Genomic DNA, 23,254 nt, shown 5'->3' with positions numbered 1-23,254 from the left:
CTAAAAGCAGGCAAAAAAACAAGCCGCGCGGTCCACCGCCGCGCGACAGCAAGCAACACCCTTTTCAGGGCTTGTCTTCTACAATAGATGTAGAGGACAAGCCCGTACGATTATGGATCAAGAAAGGTGAATGATGTCATGAAATCATCTGCACGACGGCAGGCAGTGCCAAGGCGGCGCCGGCTGCTCTCCATCCTGTGTCTCGGACTGGCCCTGCTGCCTGTGGCCGCAGCTTTTCCGTCAGCCGGTGAAGCTACTGCCCAGGGCAGCCGCGCTGCTGCGCCGCAGACCGTTTCGCAGGCGCTTCTGCCGGAGCTCTCCCTGAAGCCGCTGCCCTCACCCAAATCTCTGCAGGAGTTTACTGCCGACACGATCAGCAGATTATCCGCAGCCGCTCCGTTTACCTCCTGGAAAAACGCCGGCACCGCATATTACCCGCTCGGACCAGGCACGCACAGCTGGCTGGTAAATGTACTGAATGGTGAGCAGCGTATCGGCTATCTGATCATATCCGCCACAGCAGACGGCGGCTATGCGCTCAGTGAATACGGTGCAGGCACAACCGGACTTCCCTACAGCTTGACCGAACTGCGCCAGTATGTGGTGCAGGAGGCCCTTATTCCTTCATCCTATTCCGGCACCGCCGAATTAACGGCCCTTTATGCTCCTATGCTTCCGGTTTGGAAGCTTTCACTGGACAAGCAGACCTACTATATTAATGCTGTGACCATGGAGCTTCTGCCCTGGAATCCGGTCAAGGCTGAGGCTGCGCTGCAAGCAGCTCAACCATCAGCCGATGCAGTAACCAGTCTGGGCAGCCGCTGGTCACCGCTGCCTGCCAGCCTTAGCGGAGGACAGGATGATCCGTATGCGGATCTATCGTGGCTGGCCGGCTCCAGGCTGAAGGCAGTGGATAGCGGCAATGTTGCCGTCCTGCTCGGCAGCGGCCGTGCCCTGGCCTTTCAGTCGCCCGGAGCCAATGACACGACCGGCGCTCCTTTTATGATTACAGGCTTTCAGAGCTGGCGGCCCGCCGGCCAGGGAGATAAGGCCCGCACAGTAATCTATGCTGCCACCGGCCTGAAGGGCAGACGGTATCTGCCCTTTGCCCTGCTTCAGCAGACGGGAACACTGCATAAGCTGCCGGATGCAAAGGGTAAGGATTTGGCCTATAGTGCTGATGCTGCTGTTGCGGTACTGCGATAGCTTTTGCAGTATGCGGTAGCCAGTGTATCATGCGGTAACTTGTGAATTTTTGCTTACCCTGGTTTGTTCGGCAACCCGTAAAGTGTAACAGTGTTACCTAAGTAATGAGGTTTACGTTAGCCGTAACGTTTCTCACGCTGCTTTCCCCTTGGTTACCCAGTTCATGCGCCTACACCATAGCGGATTTCATCAGGTACTGCATCAGGTACTGCATCTGGTATTGCGTCAGGTACTGCATGATGTACTCACATTAACGGACTCCAGCGATCTTATTTTCGCCCAAATAAGCTTTTGGACGTTCTAACGGACTCCAGTGACCTTATTCACGGATACTAGGCCTTGTATTAGCTATTTTGAGAGAAATAAGATCACTACGGTCCGTTAGAATTATGAAATGCCTCATTAAGTATAATTAACGTCATCTGGGTCCGTTAACGGTTTGTGGGGCGGGGGAGGCATTCGGGTTCGGGTTCGGGTTCGGGTTCGGGTTCGGGTTCGGGTTCGGGTTCGGGGTCCGGCTCTTGGGCGGGTCGGCTTCGCTTCGGGGTCCGGCTCTTGGGCGGGTCGGCTTCGCTTCGGGGTCCGGCTCTTGGGCGGGTCGGCTTCGCTTCGTGTTCCGGCTCAAGGGCCCGTTCGGGGTCCGGGTCTGCTTCGGCTTCCAGTTCGAGTTTGGTTCGAATTCCGTTTCCGCTTCCGCAATATTCCTCATCAAAACAACCTTCCCGTTATAATGCCGCCATGCGGCCGGGAAGGTTGTTTATTTGCGTATAAACCTGCTGTAGCTCCATGCTCCGCCGCTCACCGGCGGTCCTCCCTGGTCCATTTGCTCCGCCAGATTGACAGCCCGAGCGGCAGCATGCCGAACCATCTTTGCGCCCACGGCTGCTTCTCGGCTCTGCGCCGCTCCCGGCTGGCCTTTGGGTCCTCCATATAGACTACTACCTTCTCGGTAATGTACTTTACCAGATCATCTCCGCTGGAAGCCATTGTCCGTACCTCCTCTTAATGTTCTGCAGCTTTACTGCTTCATCCAGCCGCTGCCGGATGTCTCTAGCTCTAGTGTGCTCCAAAGCTGATATCTCTAAACCGCCTGCGCTCCGTATAGACTTGGCTTTCACAGCACAATCTAACAAAGAATCCGCCGGATAACATGAATAACGTGCAAGGAGGTCATGCACATGAGACATTTAAGCCCGAGAGCCGCTGCCTGTAACAAAAGAACTGTACGACGCACCTGGCGCAGATGGTCGATTCTGCTCGCTTCAGCAGGACTGATGGGATTGATGGCCGGTCCCGTTAATGCCGGGCCTGCTGATGCCTCCCACTCTGCTTTTGCCTTTTCAGCATCACCCTCTGCTTCCGCCCTATCAGCATCTCCCTTTGCTTCTGCCCTTTCAGCGTCGCCGCCTGCAACACAGCAGGAACGACGGCAGGTGCTGGGCCACGACCAGCGCATCATTCTGATCGATGCCGGGCATGGGGGAATTGACGGGGGAACCTCCCATGGCGATATTCTGGAGAAGGATATTACGCTGGCGATTTCCCGGCGCCTGTTCCTGCTGCTGCGCAGTGACGGCTTTGATGCCATCCTTAACCGTACCGGGGATTATGCCCCCAGTGACGAGAACCGCTGGCTGCGCAGCTCCTCCCGCCATATGCGTGATCTGGCCCAGCGCAAGGAGCTTGCGGAGACGCTACCGGCTAATGTGGTGGTCAGTGTCCATATTAACTGGGCGCCTTCCCCCGCCAAGCATGGGCCGCTCGTCCTGTACCGCCAGGAAGGTCGCAGCTTTCTTTTGGCCCGATCCATTCAGGATCAGCTGAACAAGCTGTATGGCATGCGGACAGACCCGAGGCCGGGCAAGCCGTTCTACCTGCTCAACAAAATAACCGCCACAACAGTAATCGTTGAGGCGGGCTTTATCAGCAGTCCGGCTGACCGCGGCAGGCTCTGTTCCCCCCGGGGCCAGGAGGAGCTGGCAGAGGCGATTGCCGGCGGGATCGCCGCTTATCTTATGGAAGTCTAAGCTGCGCATTCCATTTCCATTCATCCTTGACCAGCTCTGAAATGCCGACGAAATCCACATGATCCTTCAGTTCTGCAATGCCGCTGCGGATGCCCGCGGCGGTCTCTTTGCCCTGGATACCGACATGTCCGATCGTTACACAGAATTCGTCGTCCAGCGCCTTCTCCTTCACAAGCCGCATCTGCTTCAGCACATGGCCGGCAGAGTGAACATCATCAAGAAAGATGTGGTTCTCCACAGGCGGCAGCCCCAGCTCCCTGGCCATTCTGCCGGCAACCGACCTGTAGTTTGTATGGCTGTCTACAAAGAACAGGCCGCGTTCCCTGCAGACCGTCAGCACGATTCTCATTACCCGCTCATCCCCGGTCACCTTGGAGCCCATGTGATTGTTGATTCCGATTGCATAAGGGACATTGTCCAGCGCCGCTTCGACCCGCTGGCGCACCTCCGCGTCGCTCATGCTGGTCAGAACGGCACCGGGACCAAGCCATTCCGGCTTGCCCTGGCGCGGCTCCATCGGCAGATGCACCAGCACATCATAGCCGCGTTCATGAGCCCGCTTTGCGTCCTGCTCCGTGGTGGACAGAAACGGCATGACGGCAGCGGTAATCTTGACCGGCAGGGCGAACATTTCATCGGTGCCGCGCATCCCGTTACCGAAATCATCGATTATAATGGCTACACGGCTGCGGGCAGGCTTCACCGGCTGCCCTTCTGCCCGCCCCTCCGTAATTGGGTTGTCTGCAGCCGGCACCTTGCCCGGCTCAGACCAGCCAGCCTCTGCCCGGTGTTCAGCCGCTGCTTTCACCGCAGACGGGGCTCCCGGTAACAGCGTGGTCATCAGGACTACTACGGCGGCATATGAGCACAGCTTGCGGCAATTGTAACGAAACGTGAACCTATGGTTCATCAGGAACGCCTCCTTCATCTTCTGCAGCTAATGCTCTCATTGTTTGGAATCCGGAGGTTTAATATGTACAGCCGGGATGCGCAATAATTAACAGTCTTATCCGGCCTGTTGCCCCCGGCGGTCAGCAGCCAGCATTGCTGCATATACATCCTGAGGTGTTACAGTAAACGGCATATTCTTCATGGGTCCGCCCTCAGCACAGCTGGCCTCAGCAGCAGCCAGCAGCTGCTCCGGAGCAATATCCGCGAGTCCCAGCTGCGCAAGGGTAACCGGCAGTCCGGCTTCCCGGCAGAAACCGGCAACAGCAGCAAGCTCCTCCTCCGGGGCCTGCTCCAGCATCAGCTGCGCAAGGGTAGCGAACGCTACCTTCTCACCGTGCAGGATGTGACGGCATTCTTCCAGTATAGTCAGTCCGTTATGAATGGCATGGGCTGCAGCAAGGCCGCCGCTTTCAAAGCCGATCCCGCTTAAGTAAATATTCGCCTCTACAATATGCGCAACCTGATCAGACACTCTGCCCTGACGGACATCCTCAAGCGCTGCAGCCCCGTCAGTGATTAGCGTATCGTAGCAAGCCCGGGCGAGTGAAAAGGCAGCTATTGAGCCAAGCCCTCCGGCTTCAGTAACAGCGCCTGATTCCCGGCACGCTCTCGCCTCAAAATAGGTGGACAGCGCGTCCCCCATGCCTGCCGCCAGCAGCCGTACAGGTGCCTTGGCAATCAGTCCGGTATCAGCAACCACCACATCCGGACTGCGCCGCAGGGACAGATAACGGTCGAACCTACCGTCTTCAAAGTACAGAACGGCAACCCTACTACATGGCGCATCAGTAGAAGCAACGGTCGGAACCAATATTACCGGAAGCCCGGCATAATGGCTGACTGCCTTGGCAGTGTCCAGCGTTTTGCCTCCGCCGATGCCCAGAATGACCCCTACCCTTTCAAGGTAGAGCTCTGAGACAATCTCCTCTACCTGAGCGAAGCTGCATTCCCCCTGAAACTCACGCTCCTCCAGCGCAACACCTCCGGCTGCAAAGCTGCTACGGATCTCCTCCCCATACACAGATACAATATAAGGATCGATAATAGCATAAGCCTCCCCGGCCTCCATTTGTGCGCAATACGTCCCGAGCCTGTCCAGCTCACCTTCGCCCTGAATATACTTTGACGGTGCATAAGTTATCTGTCTCATGTCGTCCCCTCCTTTTTCCAATTGAGACTCATTGTAAAGAAGTAATTTTCCGCCTGCAATTAAAAAAGCCCCATTCCCGGCGGAATAGAGCCCCTTTCTGCATCATTTATTTTTTACGGACAGGCATCCGTTTAGCATCTCCTGTAAGTTTACAATCCTGGTTTCTGGTTCCAAAACCGCTCCCGGTAACCTTATTGTCTATGAAATCAACAATTTGCTGCAAGGAAGCAATCTGCTCCAGAATATTCTGCTTATGTGTTTGAAGCTGCTCATACAATTCCGGATACTCGGTCAGAGCAGTATCAGGAGTCAGATTCAGATAGGGGCGCATATCATCCAGCGGCATTCCTGTTTTTTTGAGGCAGCCAATCAGCTTCATCCTCTCCACATCTGCGCTGCTGTAGATCCGGTGGGTATTTCCTTTACGCTGTGCCCGGGGCAGCAGTCCAATCTTCTCATAGTACCGGATGGTATCCTCCGTTATGCCGGTAAGCTCCGCTGTCTGCTTGATGGAATAACCCGGCTGTTCCGGTCTTGCAGCTGTTTCAGTCATTTCTGACATTTCCCTCACCTCCATATTTCACACCTTAATCTGCCCTCTGTAATACAGTTACCTTATTGTATAACCTGGAGTCAACTCCAAGTCAAGCCCGTCATTCCCAGCAAAAACACCTGTTGACTTGGAGCCGGCTCCAAGTTATAGAATGAGCGCACTGACAGATAAGCGGCTATATAACACGCTCTGTCTAAACCAACGCTCAACTAAGGAGAGATTTCCATGAACACACAATATAATGACACCCGGCTTGGAACCGCACTGATTACCGGAGCCAATAACGGAATAGGACTTGAGCTGACCCGTAAAATGCTTGCGGAGGGCTGGGAGGTCGCCGCCCTGGTCCGTTCTTCTTTTCCTGCAGATGATTCAGGCATACTTGAAGCCATCCGCAATAAAAGGCTGCGTATCTACAACGCCGATCTGGCTGATTTCAGCAGCCTGCGCAGGGCAATTGAGCTCATTAAAGCCAGCGAACCCTGCCTTGAGCTGCTGTTCAACAACGCCGGCGGCAGCTTCCCCGAGCTGCTGTATTCCCGCCAGGGCCGTGAGCTGCACTATGAGCTGCAGACGGTTGTTCCTTATATCATAACTATGGAGCTGAAGGAGCTGCTGCAGCGCGGAAAGCGCAGAACCGTAATTAATACTTCTTCCAATGCTATTTTTAGTGTAAAATCGTTCGATCCCGCCCTGCTGGAGCAGCCCCGCACCTTCAAAAAGCTGTTCGGCCCGTATGCCGTCACCAAGCTGGCCCTTTCCCTGTGGACCAGGGAGCTTGCACCGCAGCTGGCAGCCGAAGGGATCATGATCCGCAGTGCGGATCCGGGCGGCAACAATACGATCCGTAAGGACAAGGATTCCGGCCTGCCCTTTTACATCAAGCCTATAATGAAAATGTTCTTTCACCATCCAAGCTATGGCGCCGGCCTGCTGTACAATGCTGCTCTGGGTGAGCATAAAGAAAAGCCGGGTGTCTTTCTGATGAAGGACAGGGTATCCGGCCTGAGATTCACCAATCATGCACCTGCCATACTGAAAAAGCTTCAGGACATCCATCTGCAGGAATATTCTGAAATCCCTGTAATCAGCTGATCCCCTAAAAAAAGCGGTGCCGACAGCCTTCTCCCTCCGGAGATCAGCCTCAGCACCGCCCTGTTCATTTATAAAGCTTTAATCCAGCCGCCCGAACGCCCGCAAAAACAGCAGCTTGTCAAAGGCTATTCCCGCCTTCCACCAGTTTTCGCTGACCGCGAATTCCCGCTCATAGCCCTCCCATTTCCAGCTCAGGCTCCAGAGCCCTTCGCTATTCCGGCTGGCCAGTGTGTAATCCAGCTCCTTCTCCACAATAGCTGCATTGTCTGCGTAACCCAGGCCTGCCGGGCTATGAATGAGGGCTGACGGCTTGCAGGTATAGCCGTTCCAGTCCCCGGCATCACGTTCCAGCAGAGCGGTAATCCGCCGCGCGGCCGCTGCTTGCATCTCTGCATAGGCAAACTCCTCCTGCAATCCCGCCAGCGCAATATAATCGAGCAGGGTAAGTACGCATATGAGCGGGTGCATTTCCAGCTCCGGCTGCATTATAAAAACCGCCTCCAGCCCCTTCGCAATCTCCAGGCCCCGGCCAAAAAGCCTACTCTCCCTGTCAGCATGCTGCAGAATAAACCCGGCCAGGATCGCTGTCGGATTAAAGATGCTGCGGGAGGTGCTGTCCGAATCCGTATGCCACCAGGGTGCATGCGGATAATCATTGTTCGAGACAATCACATTCCGCCAGGTGTTACCGTCCATTTCGGCCCCGCTGTCCAGATACATCAGCATACGCTGAATGACCGGATGCCCGCTGTTCTCAAAGCCGATCTCCAGCAGCCGTTCCGCCGCAGTTGCCGTAGTCAGCGGCGAGGAATTGGGATTCCAGCAGTCCGCCTCCAGGGCATGCCCGAAGCCGCCGTCCTCATTCTGGTAGGCAGCCAGTGCCGTCAGCACAGCAGCCTGTCCCCCATTTTCAAAGTGGAACTGCCATCTTGCCAGGTCAAGCGGGCGGGCGTTACGGTAGAACCAGCCTTGTATCCTTTGAAAATCCTCAGCTGCAAGCCCCATTCTCATTCCCCTTTATTCCATAATTTGGACATCCATATTTAGAGTTTAACCTTAATCAGGGTAATGATAATAATATAAATATCACACAAGTACATATTATAGAGTAACTGAAGGAGGGAAATATGAAGAAGAAGCATGGTGCCGGAGTGTACTCTTTTGGCAAAGAGCTGTTCATCAAAATTAAGGACGACGATGTGCAGGGCGTCAGCGCACAATTAACCTATTATCTGATTCTCTCCCTGTTTCCGTTTCTGATCTTTATTATGACACTGATCGGGTATGCGCATATTCCCCTGGAGGACAAGATTCATCAGCTTGAGCGGATTATGCCTGCGGAAGCCTATTCCATCATTGAAGAAATTTTGCGGGATGTCTCTGAAGGGCGGAGCCAGGCGCTGCTGTCGTTCGGGATGCTCGCTACGCTGTGGGCGGCCTCCAAAGGGATTAATGCCATTATCAAGGGCCTTAACCGCGCTTATGATATTGATGAGAGCAGAGCATTCTGGAAGATCAGGGGCATCGCTTTTCTGGCTACGCTGTCTATAGGTCTAGTGGTGCTGCTCAGCATTCTGCTGCTCGTGTTCGGAAGCTGGCTGAAGACCCAGGTCTTTTTACTGGCTGAACTGCCCTACGGCCTGAACAAGCTCTGGGATCTGCTGCAGTATACCGTCCCCCTCTTCGTTATGTTCGTGGTATTTACACTGCTCTACTGGATCGCTCCCAGCCGCAGGCTGCGTCTTAAAGAGGTTATGCCGGGTGCGCTATTCTCAACTATAGGCTGGATCGTCACCTCTGTGCTGTTCTCCGTCTATGTTAACCAATTCAGTGATTTCACCAAAACCTACGGCAGCCTCGGCGGGGTCATGATCCTGCTGATCTGGCTGTATATAAGCTCCATTATCATTCTGGCCGGAGGGGAAATTAACGCCCTTCTGCTGAACCGCCGGTCTCCTGTCCCGCGCATCCGGGGTTGATTATTATGTCACGTCGTGATATAGTCACATCATGACATAGTTAAGCATGACCAAGGAAAAGGTGATGGAGTTGTCCGCAACCGATAAGCTGCTGAAAAAATATGTACCGATGACCGAAACCGCTTTTTACATTCTGCTGTCCCTGACGAAACCGCGCCACGGCTACGGGATCATCAAGCATGTAGAAGAGCTGTCAAACGGACGGATTAAGCTGGGATCAGGCACTGTATACGGTACATTGACCAAGATGAACAAGGACGGGCTGATTACTGTATACGCCGACGAAGAACGCAAAACCGTCTATAAGGTATCTGAGTCCGGCAAAAAAGTGATGACTGTTGAAATCAGCAGATTGAAGGAGCTGTACCGCAACGCCGTCGCCTGTGAGGAGGATTTTTTATGAAAACCGTCTTTCGTCCCTTCTGGAGCTATGATTTACACCGGACCGAAGCCTGGTTAACAGAAATGGCCGCTCAGGGCTGGATGCTTGCAGGCTGGAATCTGCGGCTCCGCACATTTTCATTCCGCCAAGACACCCCCGTTCATATGACATGGCAGATTGGTTATGAGCGCTCAGCCAATACTGCAGTTCCGGCAGCTATGGCCGCCGCGGGCTGGAGGAAGCATCTGCAGCAGGGAAAATGGTCCGTATATACTAACCCCGGGCAGCCGGAGGCGCTCAAGGCTTACCCGTCCCGGAAGGAGCTGCTCAAGCGCAGCAGAACCCATACCCTGTTCTTTACAGGAATTACGGTATATGCAGCCGTCATCTTCATCATTCCGCTGACTCTCCTTACTGCTTCAGTAATTACCGGCACACCTGTCCGCGTTGTGAAAAGCCCGATGTGGCTGGTTACCGGGCTTGCTGGTGTCGCTCTTCTGCTGCTACTTATAGCCGCCTTGATTTCCATGCACAAGATTAGAGCCGAAAGCAGGCACTTCTACGGTGATAACGGGCGGGCACAGAAGGTTGAGACTCCGCATATGTCAACAGGACGCAGGGCGGTCCGGCTGAGGCTCGGCTGGATGTACTCCCCGGACCGGCTGGAGAAATGGCTGGAGGCTCAGGAACGCCGGGGCTACAATCTGTACAAGGTCGGGCGTTTAGGTACGATTTTCTACTTCATTAAAGGCAGTCCGCGGCTGGTGAATTATCATGCGGATTATCAGCTGGCCGCAGACCCGGACTATTTCGAGCTGCACAGGTCGGCTGGCTGGAAGAACAGATTCAGCACCTCTTTTTCCACCCGCAAATGGACGATATGGAGCAAGGAGTATGACCAGGGTGAGGAGCCCCCGCAAATGTACAGCGATCCGTTCCACCGCCTGAAGCATGCACGCAGAATTGCCATGTACTATACTCTGCTTTTCCTGCCTATGCTGCTGCTTTATTCGCTGAATCTGACAGTCTTTATCGGCAGTGCCGGCGGTGATGGCGCCAATCCTGCGCGGCTTACCAATATACTGCTGATGCTTGTCTCGGTCATCATCTTCGGCTCCTTTGTCAGCAGAACCTGGCTGTATTACAGACGGCTTAAGATCAGCCTGAATTAACGCACAAAAGGTGCTCTCCCATAACAGGAAAGCACCTTTTCTGTGTGAGTGCAGCAGTTACTCCGCCTTCAGATCATATTTATAACAAGCCAACGCCTCAGCTTCTCTGAAGCCTTCACCGGTGTACAGCGCCTTCGCCTGTTCATTCTCCGCATTGACGCACAGGATGCTCTTGCTGTAGCCGCTGGCCTGGGCCACCTGCAGCGCCGCCCGCAGCAGCACTCTGCCCAGCCCTTTCCCTTGATATTCCGGCAAAAGCGCCAGCGGACCAATGCTCATCACCCGCTCGCCGCCATAATCATCGTCCGAGCCGCGTACAATACCGACCGCCTTGTCATCATGGTACAGCAGCAGCATACCGCCCCCGATGTAGTCAGCCTCCGCAGTCATAGCCTTCACCATCTCCGGGGTTACCGGCGTCTCACTGCCCTGAAGTCTGGCAAAGCCGGCATTTCTAACCTCGCTCCAGACCTCTTCATCTGCCCCTGGCTTAAAAGCCCTAAGCTCGTATTGCTCCGGCTGACCGATGTCAGGCAATTCCTTAATGTCACGCTCGAGCACATAAGTATACCGCTCCACCGTAAAACCTGCGCCAGCAAGCTTGTTAGCCTCAGCCTTATTCATAACCGGCGCAAAAATATTCAGCTTATCCATTCCCGCCGCATGTCGCAGAACCGCTTGCAGCAGCTCCCGGTATACCACCGGTTCCTCTTCCTCGGCATGCAGAATCCGCAGCCGTGCCTTCCGTCCTCTGCGGCTGTAATCATTCAGCATCAGCGAAGCCGCTCCTGCGATCCTCCCCTGAGGATCTACCGCGATATAGGTTGGATTCTCTTCGTTAAGCCTGAACTCCGCCAGCTCCTCATCAATAAGAAAAGAATCATCAAGCTGACTGCGGTGCCGCCGGCAATAGCCGAGGAACTCGTCAAAGCTCTCCTGTTCCAATGCTGCAATTTTCAATGGTCTTCCCCCCTTCTGTCTAGATCAGCTCTCCGCGTTTCTTCAGAAAACGGTACAGCACAAAGCCGCATATGGCACACAGCAGGGCACATAGTCCGATAAAGCCGTATCCTGCCTGCAGGCCGCGCAGCAGGGCATTCGGATCATTTACGCCGTACAGCTTTTTCACAGCCTCAATAACAAAGCCGATGATATAGTTACCGATTACACTGCCCAGCCCCATCATTGTAACAGTAAAAGTAATGGCGGTGTCGCTTCCATTAGGATAACGCTTTGCAATGAAGGCCATAACGGTCGGATAGATCATCGCAATCCCGAGGCCTGCCGCAGCAAACAGAAATGCCCAGGACTCCCCGCCTGCAAGAGCTGCAAAGGTACAGATGGCCGAGAAGCCGGAGAAGATAATCAGTGACAGCGTGAAGCCGATTTTGTCAGTTACCGGCCCCAGCACAAGTCTGCCGACCGAGAACAACAGGAAGAAAACAGACAGCAGTCCTGAAGCCTTAACAGTATCCCAGCGGTAAGCCTTCTCCAGGAAATTAACCAGCCAGCCGCCTACAGCAAGCTCAGACACAACGCCAAAGGAGAGAATCAGCACCATCCACCACAAGGCCGGGTCCCGTCTCAGCTCCTTGAAAGGCGTGCGCTGTTCAGCGGGCATATCATCCCCCGGAAAAGTGCTGCGCAGCGCCGTGAGGATCGGCAGCAGAGAGAGCGACAGCATCACCAGATACATTCCGCGCCAGTCCAGCACATGTCCGAATACCTGAACCGACATCATCCCTGTAGCAATGAGAGGGGCAACTGTCGAGCTTAGTCCATAGAAAAAATGGGACAGGTTCATCATCGTGCCGACATTTTTGACAAAAATACGAGCCCCCAGAATAGCCAGGGCAATCTCCAGCATCCCGTTGCCGATATACATCAGGAAATAGGATGCGGCAAATGCCGGATAGGCATGGGAGATGAAGATAAAAATACCGGACAGCAGCATGGAAGCAAACGACATTATGCTTGTTGCCTTAATTCCAAATTTACGCACTAATATAGCGGTGAATGAGCAGGCAATGAGATAACCCAGCGCATTCAGGGACAGCAGGCTTCCCAGCTGCTCCTCGTTCAAAGCAAAGTCAAACTGGATCCGGGGTATGGCCGGTCCTTTAATATTCTCCGAAATCCCGAAGATGATAAAGCCCAGAAAGATGGTAACCAGCTGCATAGCATATATTTTATTGAACCGGGTTGTACGCTGTTTCAACGTGAAGGCCTCCTGAAAGATGTGAATGTTAATTAGGGTCAGATTAAATATTCAGACCGGGCTTGATGCCCGTTACTATTTGCGTTCAACCAGCTGCAGCCGGTATGTCAGACGCTCCAGCGTAAGGGCGGTTATGCCGGTCATGTATTCTTCCTGTGTGTTATTTTTGATCAGCAGTGCAGGCATATGCTCTTGCGGAATATGCTGCAGACAGCCGTTAAGCAGCTCCTCCGTCATCGAGGGGTCTGTCAGCTCGCCGGTAACGGCCACCGAGACCGGATTGAGTATTGTGATGACCGAAGCCAGCATTTGAGCTGCCATGGGGATAAAGGTCTCCTGCTTATGCAGCCGCTGAAGCTGCTCCACCCGCGTGTATGCAGAAGGAAGGTACGAGATTTCTCCGGCAAAATTGGTTATCCCCGACACCATCCGCCCGTTTACGATAAAGCCTGCTCCCGGAAAATGATTCTTGGGAAAGGTGACTACGGCAAACGGCTGGTCCTCCTCCGGATTATGCAGCTGATAAAAACCGTATACGGTAGCATTCATGTCATTCTCAACAATGATATCCATATCGTACTTCTCGCTGAGCTGCTCACCCAAAGGGACACCGGCCAGCTCAGCCACATCACAGATGCCGATTACCCCGCGGTGTGCGACTCCCGGTATGCCGATGCCGGCTGCCTTTATATTGCTGTACTTCAGGGTCAGCTCTCCGATCAGCAGATCCACTGTATCCGCATCAATCCGGGTAAAGTCACGGGTCCCTTCATCCAGCCTGTCCCCAGTCAGATTAACCACTATGTAGGATACGGAATGCCGGCCGCCCTCAGTCCTCACCATCAGGCAGAGCACACAGGCATAATCTGCATTGAACCTATATTGTCTGGCAGGCCGCCCGCCGCTTGACTCCTCCAGCTCCTGCTCCAGCACCTCGCCGCTGCGGACCAGCTCGTTCAGAATACTGCCGCACGTAGCTACGCTCAGCTGCGTCATTGCGGCAACAGATGCCTTGGTTCCGGTTCCCGTTGCCTTCAGGCTGTTTTTCACCAGCTCCACATTGATCCGTTTGACCTGATGTGTATTATGAGATATTGACATAGCAGTCTCCCCTCGTGTCCCGGCAGGTTATTATAACTCTTTTAATAAGTGCAAATATAAAGGCTTCCTGCCTTGGTGTCAAGTACTTATTACAGGATTGCATACGATGGGCCAGTCATCAGTGTACATCCGCCCAGAACAAAAGAAGACCCGCATCGCCTAAGCGTTTACGGGTCTTCTTCACAGGATGCGGTCGAGAGGACTCGAACCTCCACGGTATTGCTACCACACGGACCTGAACCGTGCGCGTCTGCCAATTCCGCCACGACCGCATATTTATCAGCGCCACTTTCGCGGCCACAAGATAGATCTTACCATGTACAGACCTGAGAGTCAACACTTATTTCTTTTTCATTTCTTTTCATTAATTTTGGATAATTATTGCTTTTCATTATAAATTTAAGGTATAATAAGAACAAAAGTTCGCATACTATAAATGAGGTGATTTATATGGCGACTGCTACCAGAACTACTCTTAACACACCCATTATTCCTGAAGATATAACCAAAGACGAACTGTCCCTTGTGAGAAGCTATCTGCTGCTGACGTTTATTCATAAAGTATTTGAACGCGATTGCCGTGTAATCGGCAGGAGCGGACTATTCAAGACCCCTCAGCTCTACATGGAGCTGGTAACAAGCGCAACGAAGAAGACTTCGCTGATGCTGCAGGAGGTAACCCGCGAGCTGTCCTCCCACAATCTGAAGATTACCACCATCCGCCAGGATCAGCGTGGTGTGGAAGCCTCTTATGCCTGCCGGGGATATACCGGCGAGATCAATATCCAGTGGCCCGGCTTCCGCAACGAGATGATGCAGCGCATGCGTGCTTATCTCGGGCTGAATCCCGAGCTTGCTGTTCTGCCCAAGAGCGAAAGCGTTGAACAGATGGCAATGTCCATCTGAAGCCCTTTAGATTGCAACAGAGCCCCTATCCGTTTCCCGGACAGGGGCTCTGCTCTTTTTATTATTTTACCTACAGATCATCCAGACCTTTACGAGGCTCCTTGTATGGCTGAAATACATAATTACGGTCCAGCTTAACAACATGCTTATTAGGACGGCGTACCATCACCTGGGTATCATTCCATGCCAGAATGATGCCTCTTACGTCATTACTCTCAATAGCGTCACGGATGACGCGCACCTTCTCTCCCGATATGCGGTAGGCATCCAGCTGTTCATCACTGATCATGGCCATCCCTCCTTTCCATTAGCTTGTCCTATTCAAAAAAAGACCCAAATGAGATTCCATTTGGGTCTTGATTGCTTAACTAAGATCCTATATCAGCGCTTCATTCTTCTCAAACCAGAAGTCAAGAACTTTAGCGGACATCACACGTTGCTCCAGATATTCAACCTGATTATCTGTGAAATTCTGTTTCCAGTCGAATTCCAGCTCTTGGCATAAGCTAGTGATTGTCAACAGCTCTGACCATGCAACATAACGTTTGTACCAGAAAAATTGAGGATGTTCAATCATATAGGGATACAGATCGTCGAACTCTGTGTGTTTACAATCCAGCGCACGCTCGAAATGATCCTTGGCCTCGGTTAATTTATCAATAAAAAATTGCTCTGTCACCGGTTCTTTCCCCATTGTGACGCCTCCTCTCCTATGTCTAATCCTTATTATAAAGGAAAACTTATAGGGTGAAAAGAAGTTGTTTTAAAAATAGGCTATGTTCCTATAATTGTCACCGGTTTAATCGGCAAAATGAACCTTGCCGTCTTCAAGCGATTCTATACGGACGAGCGACTCCAGCCGGATGCCCTGATCCCTGATTGTACGCGCTCCAGCCTGGAAGCACTTCTCGACAACCACGCCCATTCCGGCAAGCTCCGCACCGGAGCGCTGGATGATTTTGATCAGTCCGCGCGCAGCATCACCGTTCGCAATAATATCATCAATAAACAGAACCTTATCCTGCGCTGAAATATATTGCCGCGACAGCATGATGTCGGTAACAATCCCTTTTGTAAATGACGGTACCCGTTCACACAGGGCATCCGGATCGGCGAGCAGTGTTTTTTTGCGGCGGGCGAATACAAGCGGCACCTTCATCTCCAGAGCGGTGGCAAACGCCACGGCAATACCCGAGGATTCTACGGTAACCACCCGCGTAATGCCTGCATCCGCAAATCTCCCGGCAAACTCCCGTCCCATTTCCATCGTCAGGATCGGATCAACCTGATGGTTGAGCAGGGCATCCAGCTTCAGCACCTGATCCGAAAGGACGACCCCTTCCTCTAAAATCCGCTGTTTCAATACTTCCATGACTTAGTACCTCCATTACCTTAATAATTCCAGACATTCCGCATGCGTAACCGTTCATTTCACCAGCACGGAAGTCATGTCCCTCTGGCTATCATCATAACCTGTACTATATGGACTGCACAAGGCAATCCGGCGGGCACAGCCCATTTTTATAATCACAGTACATAAGGAGTGAAGCTATGAAATCGTATGTCCGTACACTGCAGATTGCTTTCACCTATATCGGAACGATTGTCGGCGCCGGGTTCGCGACAGGCCAGGAGATTCTGCGTTTTTTTACCCGGTACGGCCACTGGGCTCTGCTGACCATTATGCTGTCGGCGGCGCTGTTCATCTGGCTCGGCACCAAAATGATGGTGATTGCCCGCCGGGCGGGAGCCGATTCCTATGAGGACTTTAACCGCCATCTGTTCGGCGAAAAAACGGGCAGCCGCATCAGCCTGTTCACCATGGTTATCCTGATCGGGGTCAACAGCATTATGCTGGCCGGGGCCGGGGCTATTTTTCAGGAGCATCTCGGCCTTCCTTATCAGGCAGGGCTGCTAATCACACTGATTGGATCATTCTTCCTGCTGAAGCGCGGGATTTCGGGCATTATGCAGCTTAACAGCCTGGTTGTGCCGCTGATGCTTACTCTGTCGCTTATCATTATTTTTAATACATTCGGACTCCCCGGAGCGGAGCGGTTCCTGTTCCTGCACACAGACCATAGCACCTTCAGCGCCTGGATGTCACCGCTGCTGTATACCGCCTTCAACCTCGGGATGGCCCAGGCCGTGCTGGTCCCGCTCGCCCGCCATACCGAGGACGAACAGGTACTGGTGCGCGGCGGCATACTAGGCGGTATCGGCATAGGATTCATGCTGCTTGCCGCACATTTTGCCATGAGCTCACAGATGCCGGGCATCCTGCAATACGAGGTGCCGATGGGCAGCATCGCCTTCCGTCTTGGCTCCATCGTGCAGATGATCTACCTGCTGCTGATCTTCCTGGAAATCTTCAGCACCTTCGTCGCCAATATCTATGGGGTCAGCGTCCAGCTCCAGCAGCGCCTTCCGGTTGCACCTACACTCGTAACCCCTCTGCTGATGCTGTTCTGCTATCTGTTCAGCCAGTTCGGCTTCAGCTCGCTGCTCGGATTATTTTACCCGATCTTCGGCGCACTGGCCCTGGTCTGGGTCAGCATGCTGCTGCGCGCACCCCTGTCTCCCCCGCCGCGCCCTCCGGGAGGGCCTGAGGAGAAAGACAAGGATACGGGAAAGGATAAAGGAAAAGGCATCACCATTGTTGCTGTGAAGCCGGTTATCCGGGGGCGGAAGTGAGGGTTGTGGATGGTTGGATGGGTGGCTGATAGAACGGCTGGATGGTAGATCGGGTGGCTAGGGGATCAGAAGCTGGGAGTTGGAGTTGGAGTTAGAATGGAATTGAGGAGTGGATGATGTGTAAGGTTTCGGCCGCCAATGTTCAGATAAGTGCTGGCTGACGGGCCGCATCTGTATCATTAAGGGGACCTTCCGGCTATTGTGAGCTATTGTGAGCCGATAGATTGCATGGGACAATATTGCTACTTTTGGGGTCATTAAAGGGATTTTTCCCTTTGCTCTTAGCTAACTCACCTACTTTCCGGCTCATTAGAGGGATTTTTCCCTTTGTTCTCGGTTGACTCACCTAATTTTTGGCTCATTAATGGGATTTTTCCCTTTATTCTTGGCTAACTCACCTATTTTTCGGCTCGATAAAGGGATTTTTCTCTTTGTTCTTAGCTAACTCACCTACTTTTCGGCTCATTAGAGGGATTTTTCCCTTTGTTCTCGGTTGACTCACCTACTTTTTGGCTCATTAATGGGATTTTTCCCTTTATTCTTGGTCAACTCACCTATTTTTCGGCTCGTTAAAGGGATTTTTCCCTTTGTTCTTAGCTAACTCACCTACTTTTCGGCTCATTAGAGGGATTTTTCCCTTTGTTCTCGGTTGACTCACCTACTTTTTGGCTCATTAATGGGATTTTTCCCTTTATTCTTGGCTAACTCACCTACTTTTCGGCTCATTAATGGGATTTTTCCCTTTATTCTTGGTTAACTCACCTATTTTCCGGTTCATTAAAGGGATTTTCCCCTTTATTTTCGGCCAAAGTTCTAGCAAAAGACCACCTAAAGTAAAAAGGCAGCGGTGCCCGGTCCGGAGACAATCAGATGCGGCACTTATTTTGCCGGAAATCATGATCTTCCATCCTTATGCGGTACATGAGTCGCTGCCTTATCTTTTATACAGAGATTACCGTTGATTCGGGTATGATCCGCGCGGCTGCCTCCGCCACATGACGGTGGCAGGTCATCATAACGATCTGGCGGGTTGCTGATAGCTCTCCGGTCAGGGACAGCGCGGCATGCAGACGGTGTTCATCAAAATTAACAAACAGATCATCCAGCATGAGCGGAAGAGTGGTCTTCCCGGACATCGTTTCGGCCAAAGCCAGCCTGATTGCAAGATACAGCTGCTCCTGCGTCCCCCTGCTGAGCAGGGAGCTGTCCAGAAGCCCAAAGCTCTCATGCTCTGCCTTCAGTTCCTTATGACCCAGCGTCATGACGATTCTGCGGTATTCCCCGCCGCTCAGCTTGGCAAAATATGCAGAGGCCAGCTGCAGAACCTGCGGCTGTTTTTCCTGCTCATAAATACGTCTGGTCCGTCCGATTAATTCGGCGGCAAGCACAGTAACAGCGTACTGTCCTGCCAGATTCTGCAATGCTGCCCGCTGCTCCTCCAGCTGCTGGTTTACAGTATCCTCCTTACAGCGTTCCTTCAAATATTCCTGCTCCTGCAGCAGCTTCCCTCTCTGCTCCAGCAGGATATTCCGCTGTTCCTCCAGTTCTGCAGCAGCAGCCTCTGCAGCTGCACGTTCACCTGCGAGTGCAGAAGCATCGTGCTGCTCCAGCAGCCTCAGTAATTGCTCAGCGCGGCCGTCCTCCCAGCCGGCGAACATCGCCGACTCCCATCCGCGGACAGCTCGCGTCAGCTCCGTCCGCTGCTGTACTGCCGAAGCGCGCCGCAAAAAATCTTCACCGTCTGCGGCACCGCCCTCGCCCAGCAGCACAATGCTGAGCTGCTGCAGTCCTTCCAGCTGCTGAAGCTGCTCAGCCAGCTCCTCACGGAGCTCAGCCTTACGTGCAGACAGCCCTTCCCTGCGCAGCAGCTCATTCCGCTGCTGCTCCCACTCCCGTTTCCGGTTCTCCAGCCAGCTGAGCAGGCTGAAAACAGAGTTATCCCGCGGCTCAGCGCCCCCGGACCATGAGACAGACTTCGTCTCATCAGCTTTTGCCAGTTGCGCCTGCGAAGCCGTCAGGTGCGGGAGGGCAGAGGAAGCATGATTATCCGCTGCATTTGGCGGATGCACCGGAAGGTCTGCTTCGACGCTGTCGTAAAGAGCGGCTACAGAATCGGCCGGAGTGACAGGAAAGTCAAAAGACTTATTATCGTCTGCTGCATTTAGCGGAAGCATCGGGGAACTTGCTGCCTGTTCTTCGCTCTGCCGCAGCAGCGTCAGCACCTCGTCCTCAAAAGCGGCACACCCGGTTTCAAGCTCTCCAAGCCGCTGAATCAGCTTGCCGCGCTGGCGGAGCAGGTCATTCCCCTGCTCCACCAGTGCAAAGATGTCCGGCAGCCCTTCCGGGGAGAGGCCTTCCGGCAGCCGGCGCTGCTGCAGCCACTCTGTATACCGGCCGTCCAGCGCTGCGAACTCTGCCTCAGCACGTTCCAGCTCCTCTGCCAGAGCGCGCTCCTGCCCGGCGAGCGCCTCTGCTTCCGTCCTGGCGGCATCGCGCTCGCCGGACAGCCGGTCCACGCGCTGCCGCCAGGCGTTCCACGCCTCCATCAGGCGGCGCAGCTCCCGCATGCCGGCTTCAAGCGCGCCGGCATCATTGCCCCCGGCCGCTCGCCCCGGCCGGCGGGTCCCGCTCTCCGGCTCCGCTCCGGAGAGCAGCAGCCCGCGCAGCCGCAGCATCTCCGCTGCGGCTGCTGCGCCATCCCCGCCGTGCCCCGGCGGGGAATCCTGCCGGCCCGCTGCGCGCAGGCCGGCCCACAGAACCAGGTCCGCTGCGGCCAGCAGGCCGAGCGCGGACCAGGCGCTGAGCGGCGGAGCACCGCTCAGCAGCAGGGCCGCCGGCAGCAGCAGCGTCAGCGCTGCGCCTGCGGCCAGCCACCGCCGGTAGCGTGCCGCCCGGCGGTCCCCGGCGCCGGAGCTGCGGCCGCCGGCGCTATCCGGGCCGCCTGTGCCGAGCTGGGCTTCGCGCCAGCGCTCGGCAGCCTGCTGCAGCTCGTCCCACAGCTGCAGCACCTCACGCGGGCTGCGCGGGGCGAGGCCCGCGAAGTCTGTGCCGCCGCTTGCGTGCTCACGCGCAAGCGAGCGTTCTGCCGCCTGCAGCGCAGCAGCGGCGGCGGCCATGCGGGAGCGGAGGCTCTGCCGCTCCGCCTCCCGGGCCTCCATGCGCCGGTCGTAGCCGGCGAATGAGGCCGCAAAGCGCCGGGCAGCCTCGCGCTCGGCTGCGGTCACAGCAAAGCCTGCCAGCTCCGGATAGCCCCAGCCGGCGCCGATACTGCGCAGCGTGCGCTCAAGATGAGCGTCATGCGCAGCCAGCTCAGCGGTAAGCCGCTGCCGCTCGGCACGGCGGTCCTCGTAGCCCGGACGGCTGCGGTCAAGGCGCTCAAGCGCAGGCCCCTGGGCAATCAACAGCTCATCCGGCGGATGCAGCGCCAGCTCGGCAGCCAGCTCATCATGCTGGCGGGTAAGACGCTGTACGGCTGTGGCGGTACTCCGGAGCTCAGCCTCGAGTGACTGCCACCGGCCTGCTCCATTCTCAGGAAAGTTCACGATTACCGGCAGGCTGTCCAGCTCTACACGGGCATCCCGCCATTTCAGCCACATTTCGCGGATATCCGCTGCTTTGCGCAGCAGAACCAGCCTCCCGGCTGCTTCGGCCCGCGACAGCTCAAACTGCGCCAGTCGCTCTTCGGCAAGCTCAAGCGCAGCAAGACTGGCATTATATCGGGGCAGCAAAGAACGGCTCTCAGCCATCTCCCGCTCCAGCTTGTCAATCTGCTGGAGAATTTTCGCCGCCTCCTGCACCTTACCGCGCGGCTTGTACAGCTTCTCGGCGTCCTGCAGCAGCTTGCGCTCAGCACGCATGATTTCCCCGCCTCCGCCCATGCCGGCATGGAACAGATAGCTGCTCATTTCCTCGGATTGCAGAGCACCAAGCTCCTGCAGCTCGTCCAGGGATACTGCGAACAGCTGACGGAACATGCTCCGCGAGATGCCGCCGAGCAGCCGGCGCTCCAGCTCTTCCTGTGTCGCCTCTTCAGTCCGGCCGTCAGGATAACGTACGGTAATGCCCAGCTTCTCGCTCCGGCCCTGCAGCTCTCCCCCGGCCGCGAAGCGCCGGATGGTCCAGCGTGCTCCTGCGTTGTCACACACCGTCAAAACCCCGCCATGCCGGCCGCCCTGCACCGGCTCATACCGCTCTGCCGGGTTAGACCTGCCGGGAATGCCGAACAGCATCGCCCGGATGAATTGCAGGGTGGTGCTTTTTCCGGCTTCATTCCGGCCATATAATACGGTAACACCGCCGCCCAGCTCAATTTCCCGCTGCTGCAGCCGGCCGAAGCCGCTGATCTGCAACTGCTCTATTCTCATTCTGAATCCCCCGCCTCTGCCGGACTATCAGCCTGATCCAGCTTCTTTAGTGCATACTCTGCTGCTCACAGTCTGATATTCCGCTTCTATAACACGGCCCGCTGCATTTAATTAGCCTCTTACGAACTGGAGCATCAGCTAATTCTCTTCATTCTATATAGCCTCTTCTTCTGCACCGCTCAGCAATGTAATGCCTAACTCTTCCGCGCTTCTCAGCCATTCCCGCTTGTCAGCCTCCGGCATTGCAGCCAGCAGCCGCCTCAGCTCCCGGTTCTCCAGCAGCGGCTTCAGCGCGGCTGACAGCAGCTCCTCCAGCCCGTCTGCACTTTCTGCACTGCGCCCCGACAGCCGCAGCAGCTCACCAAGGAAGCTGTCCTCCTGCAGGAGACGCTCCCGGTCGACCGGCAGTCCTGTCTCAACCGAGAAGCCCTCGGTCCACACCAGCCCGGCAAAAGCCTGCCGGCCGGCACGGACTGCCTCCCTGCGCTGCAGCTCGGAGAGGAGATCGGCAGCGGCTCCTTTTTCAGACAATATCCTATGTACATTTCCCCGTCCGGTCAGCCTGAAGCGCACCACAGACATAAGAAATGGCAGCTCCTCGCGGATATCCTCTATAGCCTGTTCTACAGCGCCGGTCCATTCGGCCTCATCCGCCAGGCCGTCAATCGGAATTTCCCGCACCTGCCAGCGGACCGTATCAAGCTCATGGAACTGCAGCTCCGCATGTCCTTCTGCATTTACATCCACAATGTAGCAGCCCTTAGGACCGGTTTCCTTGACACTCCGCCCTTGAGTATTGCCCGGATATACAATAGGAGGGCTCTCATGCAAAATGCTGCGTTTATGAATATGCCCGAGCGCCCAGTAATCAAAGCCCCTGCCAATCAGATCTTTGCGCGTACAGGGCGAATAGGTTTCATGCTGCAGATCACCGTCTACATTACCGTGCAGCAGCGCAATATGATACAGCGGGCTGCCCGGCATCCTGTTAAACCGCAGTGCTGTATTCTCCGTCACCTTTGCCGTAGGATAAGAAATGCCGCTGATTACAGCCACCTCAGCCCCGTCGCTGCGGCAGCAGGCAACAGCCTGACCGGGCTCCCTGGCACTGAACACTGTAACCCCCGCAGGCAGCTCCATCTGCAGCCTCGGGCCGTCTAGCGGATCATGGTTGCCGTGGATCAGATATACTCCAATCCCGTGTGCGGCCAGCTCCTTGAGCGCCTCCTGAAAACGCAGCTGGCCCTGCAGCGAAGCATCTGAAACATCGTATACATCACCGCTGATGACTACAAAATCAACTTCCAGCTCTATAGCTACGCCAACAAGCCGCCCGAGGGCGGCGAAGGTGGACTCTCTTAGATAAGAGCGTACAGCCTGAGGAAGCTGCGCAAGTCCGGCAAAGCGGCTGTCCAGATGCAGATCCGCAGCGTGCAGGAATCGGAAAGGAATCACG

The 23,254-nt window shown here is 54.9% G+C and carries 21 protein-coding genes and 1 tRNA gene; 8 read left to right on the top strand and 14 right to left on the bottom strand.

Annotation, left to right across the window (positions count from 1 at the left end; translation table 11 throughout):
• Positions 1-138: 138 nt before the first annotated feature.
• Positions 139-1,206: a hypothetical protein gene (locus R70723_RS11230; RefSeq protein ID WP_052421269.1), complete on the top strand. Its 1,068-nt coding sequence runs from the start codon at positions 139-141 to the stop codon at positions 1,204-1,206.
• 798 nt (positions 1,207-2,004) lie between these two features.
• On the opposite strand, the gene R70723_RS11225 is transcribed toward R70723_RS11230, so the two are convergent.
• Positions 2,005-2,193, bottom strand: a complete 189-nt coding sequence (locus R70723_RS11225) for a YqzE family protein (RefSeq protein ID WP_039872094.1) — start codon at positions 2,191-2,193, stop codon at positions 2,005-2,007.
• 191 nt (positions 2,194-2,384) lie between these two features.
• Here R70723_RS11225 and R70723_RS11220 point away from each other — a divergent pair, with 191 nt between their 5' ends.
• Positions 2,385-3,233 carry an N-acetylmuramoyl-L-alanine amidase gene (locus tag R70723_RS11220; RefSeq protein ID WP_231574865.1) on the top strand — a complete coding sequence of 283 codons (849 nt, stop codon included), beginning with the start codon at positions 2,385-2,387 and terminating at the stop codon, positions 3,231-3,233.
• Here R70723_RS11220 and R70723_RS11215 read toward each other — a convergent pair.
• The 3 genes from R70723_RS11215 to R70723_RS31535 form a co-directional block, all read right to left on the bottom strand.
• Positions 3,220-4,143 carry a divergent polysaccharide deacetylase family protein gene (locus tag R70723_RS11215; protein ID WP_047171101.1) on the bottom strand — a complete coding sequence of 308 codons (924 nt, stop codon included), beginning with the start codon at positions 4,141-4,143 and terminating at the stop codon, positions 3,220-3,222. The genes R70723_RS11220 and R70723_RS11215 overlap by 14 nt on opposite strands.
• Before the next feature lie 96 nt (positions 4,144-4,239).
• A complete protein-coding gene (locus R70723_RS11210) occupies positions 4,240-5,334 on the bottom strand; it encodes a glycerol dehydrogenase (RefSeq protein WP_039872092.1) in 1,095 nt (364 codons plus the stop codon).
• A gap of 106 nt (positions 5,335-5,440) precedes the next feature.
• On the bottom strand, positions 5,441-5,896 hold the full coding sequence (locus tag R70723_RS31535) for a MerR family transcriptional regulator (protein WP_372238276.1): 456 nt from the start codon (positions 5,894-5,896) through the stop codon (positions 5,441-5,443).
• 216 nt (positions 5,897-6,112) lie between these two features.
• Between R70723_RS31535 and R70723_RS11200 the strand changes: the two genes are divergently transcribed.
• On the top strand, positions 6,113-6,982 hold the full coding sequence (locus R70723_RS11200) for an SDR family NAD(P)-dependent oxidoreductase (RefSeq protein WP_039872090.1): 870 nt from the start codon (positions 6,113-6,115) through the stop codon (positions 6,980-6,982).
• A 78-nt stretch (positions 6,983-7,060) separates the two neighbouring features.
• On the opposite strand, the gene R70723_RS11195 is transcribed toward R70723_RS11200, so the two are convergent.
• Positions 7,061-7,987 carry a hypothetical protein gene (locus tag R70723_RS11195; RefSeq protein WP_039872088.1) on the bottom strand — a complete coding sequence of 309 codons (927 nt, stop codon included), beginning with the start codon at positions 7,985-7,987 and terminating at the stop codon, positions 7,061-7,063.
• 122 nt (positions 7,988-8,109) lie between these two features.
• Between R70723_RS11195 and R70723_RS11190 the strand changes: the two genes are divergently transcribed.
• The 3 genes from R70723_RS11190 to R70723_RS11180 are packed head-to-tail and all read left to right on the top strand — an operon-like array spanning position 8,110 to position 10,515.
• Complete coding sequence (locus tag R70723_RS11190; RefSeq protein WP_039872086.1) at positions 8,110-8,961, top strand: YihY/virulence factor BrkB family protein; 852 nt, start codon at positions 8,110-8,112, stop codon at positions 8,959-8,961.
• 46 nt (positions 8,962-9,007) lie between these two features.
• Positions 9,008-9,364 (top strand): PadR family transcriptional regulator, encoded by a 357-nt coding sequence (locus tag R70723_RS11185; RefSeq protein WP_372238275.1) that lies wholly within the window; start codon positions 9,008-9,010, stop codon positions 9,362-9,364.
• Complete coding sequence (locus R70723_RS11180; RefSeq protein ID WP_039872082.1) at positions 9,361-10,515, top strand: DUF2812 domain-containing protein; 1,155 nt, start codon at positions 9,361-9,363, stop codon at positions 10,513-10,515. Before R70723_RS11185 ends, R70723_RS11180 begins: the two co-directional genes overlap by 4 nt.
• A 57-nt stretch (positions 10,516-10,572) precedes the next feature.
• Here the strand turns inward: R70723_RS11180 and R70723_RS11175 are convergent, their stop codons facing one another.
• The 4 genes from R70723_RS11175 to R70723_RS11160 form a co-directional block, all read right to left on the bottom strand.
• Complete coding sequence (locus tag R70723_RS11175) at positions 10,573-11,475, bottom strand: GNAT family N-acetyltransferase (protein WP_039872080.1); 903 nt, start codon at positions 11,473-11,475, stop codon at positions 10,573-10,575.
• A gap of 19 nt (positions 11,476-11,494) precedes the next feature.
• Positions 11,495-12,694, bottom strand: coding sequence for an MFS transporter (locus R70723_RS11170; protein WP_047171385.1), 1,200 nt, complete (start codon positions 12,692-12,694; stop codon positions 11,495-11,497).
• Positions 12,695-12,808: 114 nt separating this feature from the next.
• Positions 12,809-13,834: an ROK family protein gene (locus R70723_RS11165; RefSeq protein WP_039872076.1), complete on the bottom strand. Its 1,026-nt coding sequence runs from the start codon at positions 13,832-13,834 to the stop codon at positions 12,809-12,811.
• Positions 13,835-14,022: 188 nt separating this feature from the next.
• Positions 14,023-14,106: transfer RNA gene (locus tag R70723_RS11160), tRNA-Leu, on the bottom strand.
• 178 nt (positions 14,107-14,284) lie between these two features.
• Here R70723_RS11160 and R70723_RS11155 point away from each other — a divergent pair.
• Entirely contained in the window at positions 14,285-14,740 is a 456-nt protein-coding gene (locus R70723_RS11155; RefSeq protein ID WP_047171100.1) for a YhjD family protein, read from the top strand.
• 70 nt (positions 14,741-14,810) lie between these two features.
• Here the strand turns inward: R70723_RS11155 and R70723_RS11150 are convergent, their stop codons facing one another.
• The 3 genes from R70723_RS11150 to R70723_RS11140 form a co-directional block, all read right to left on the bottom strand.
• Positions 14,811-15,029: a hypothetical protein gene (locus R70723_RS11150; protein ID WP_039872074.1), complete on the bottom strand. Its 219-nt coding sequence runs from the start codon at positions 15,027-15,029 to the stop codon at positions 14,811-14,813.
• An 87-nt stretch (positions 15,030-15,116) separates the two neighbouring features.
• Positions 15,117-15,434: a hypothetical protein gene (locus R70723_RS11145; protein WP_039872072.1), complete on the bottom strand. Its 318-nt coding sequence runs from the start codon at positions 15,432-15,434 to the stop codon at positions 15,117-15,119.
• A 105-nt stretch (positions 15,435-15,539) separates the two neighbouring features.
• Entirely contained in the window at positions 15,540-16,112 is a 573-nt protein-coding gene (locus R70723_RS11140) for a xanthine phosphoribosyltransferase (RefSeq protein WP_039872070.1), read from the bottom strand.
• Positions 16,113-16,291: 179 nt separating this feature from the next.
• On the opposite strand from R70723_RS11140, the gene R70723_RS11135 reads away from it, so the two are divergent.
• The gene (locus R70723_RS11135; protein WP_039872069.1) at positions 16,292-17,434 is read left to right on the top strand and encodes a YkvI family membrane protein; all 1,143 of its coding nucleotides are present in this window, start codon (positions 16,292-16,294) and stop codon (positions 17,432-17,434) included.
• 941 nt (positions 17,435-18,375) lie between these two features.
• Here the strand turns inward: R70723_RS11135 and R70723_RS11125 are convergent.
• Both R70723_RS11125 and R70723_RS11120 read right to left on the bottom strand, forming a co-directional pair.
• Positions 18,376-21,798, bottom strand: a complete 3,423-nt coding sequence (locus R70723_RS11125) for an AAA family ATPase (RefSeq protein ID WP_039872065.1) — start codon at positions 21,796-21,798, stop codon at positions 18,376-18,378.
• 153 nt (positions 21,799-21,951) lie between these two features.
• On the bottom strand, positions 21,952-23,253 hold the full coding sequence (locus R70723_RS11120) for a metallophosphoesterase family protein (RefSeq protein ID WP_039872063.1): 1,302 nt from the start codon (positions 23,251-23,253) through the stop codon (positions 21,952-21,954).
• Between the last annotated feature and the right edge of the window lies 1 nt (position 23,254).

It is taken from the genome of Paenibacillus sp. FSL R7-0273 (genome assembly GCF_000758625.1).
Taxonomy (GTDB): domain Bacteria; phylum Bacillota; class Bacilli; order Paenibacillales; family Paenibacillaceae; genus Paenibacillus_AQ.
This window is presented reverse-complemented; position numbering and strand designations above follow the sequence as displayed.

What these genes read in the sequence shown, in the direction of transcription:
- R70723_RS11230 (WP_052421269.1), top strand. Translation starts at nt 139, where the DNA reads ATGAAATCATCTGCACGACGGCAGGCAGTGCCAAGGCGGCGCCGGCTG.
- R70723_RS11225 (WP_039872094.1), bottom strand. Translation starts at nt 2,193, where the DNA reads ATGGCTTCCAGCGGAGATGATCTGGTAAAGTACATTACCGAGAAGGTA.
- R70723_RS11220 (WP_231574865.1), top strand. Translation starts at nt 2,385, where the DNA reads ATGAGACATTTAAGCCCGAGAGCCGCTGCCTGTAACAAAAGAACTGTA.
- R70723_RS11215 (WP_047171101.1), bottom strand. Translation starts at nt 4,143, where the DNA reads ATGAACCATAGGTTCACGTTTCGTTACAATTGCCGCAAGCTGTGCTCA.
- R70723_RS11210 (WP_039872092.1), bottom strand. Translation starts at nt 5,334, where the DNA reads ATGAGACAGATAACTTATGCACCGTCAAAGTATATTCAGGGCGAAGGT.
- R70723_RS31535 (WP_372238276.1), bottom strand. Translation starts at nt 5,896, where the DNA reads ATGTCAGAAATGACTGAAACAGCTGCAAGACCGGAACAGCCGGGTTAT.
- R70723_RS11200 (WP_039872090.1), top strand. Translation starts at nt 6,113, where the DNA reads ATGAACACACAATATAATGACACCCGGCTTGGAACCGCACTGATTACC.
- R70723_RS11195 (WP_039872088.1), bottom strand. Translation starts at nt 7,987, where the DNA reads ATGGGGCTTGCAGCTGAGGATTTTCAAAGGATACAAGGCTGGTTCTAC.
- R70723_RS11190 (WP_039872086.1), top strand. Translation starts at nt 8,110, where the DNA reads ATGAAGAAGAAGCATGGTGCCGGAGTGTACTCTTTTGGCAAAGAGCTG.
- R70723_RS11185 (WP_372238275.1), top strand. Translation starts at nt 9,008, where the DNA reads ATGACCAAGGAAAAGGTGATGGAGTTGTCCGCAACCGATAAGCTGCTG.
- R70723_RS11180 (WP_039872082.1), top strand. Translation starts at nt 9,361, where the DNA reads ATGAAAACCGTCTTTCGTCCCTTCTGGAGCTATGATTTACACCGGACC.
- R70723_RS11170 (WP_047171385.1), bottom strand. Translation starts at nt 12,694, where the DNA reads ATGCAGCTGGTTACCATCTTTCTGGGCTTTATCATCTTCGGGATTTCG.
- R70723_RS11165 (WP_039872076.1), bottom strand. Translation starts at nt 13,834, where the DNA reads ATGTCAATATCTCATAATACACATCAGGTCAAACGGATCAATGTGGAG.
- R70723_RS11155 (WP_047171100.1), top strand. Translation starts at nt 14,285, where the DNA reads ATGGCGACTGCTACCAGAACTACTCTTAACACACCCATTATTCCTGAA.
- R70723_RS11150 (WP_039872074.1), bottom strand. Translation starts at nt 15,029, where the DNA reads ATGATCAGTGATGAACAGCTGGATGCCTACCGCATATCGGGAGAGAAG.
- R70723_RS11145 (WP_039872072.1), bottom strand. Translation starts at nt 15,434, where the DNA reads ATGGGGAAAGAACCGGTGACAGAGCAATTTTTTATTGATAAATTAACC.
- R70723_RS11140 (WP_039872070.1), bottom strand. Translation starts at nt 16,112, where the DNA reads ATGGAAGTATTGAAACAGCGGATTTTAGAGGAAGGGGTCGTCCTTTCG.
- R70723_RS11135 (WP_039872069.1), top strand. Translation starts at nt 16,292, where the DNA reads ATGAAATCGTATGTCCGTACACTGCAGATTGCTTTCACCTATATCGGA.
- R70723_RS11125 (WP_039872065.1), bottom strand. Translation starts at nt 21,798, where the DNA reads ATGAGAATAGAGCAGTTGCAGATCAGCGGCTTCGGCCGGCTGCAGCAG.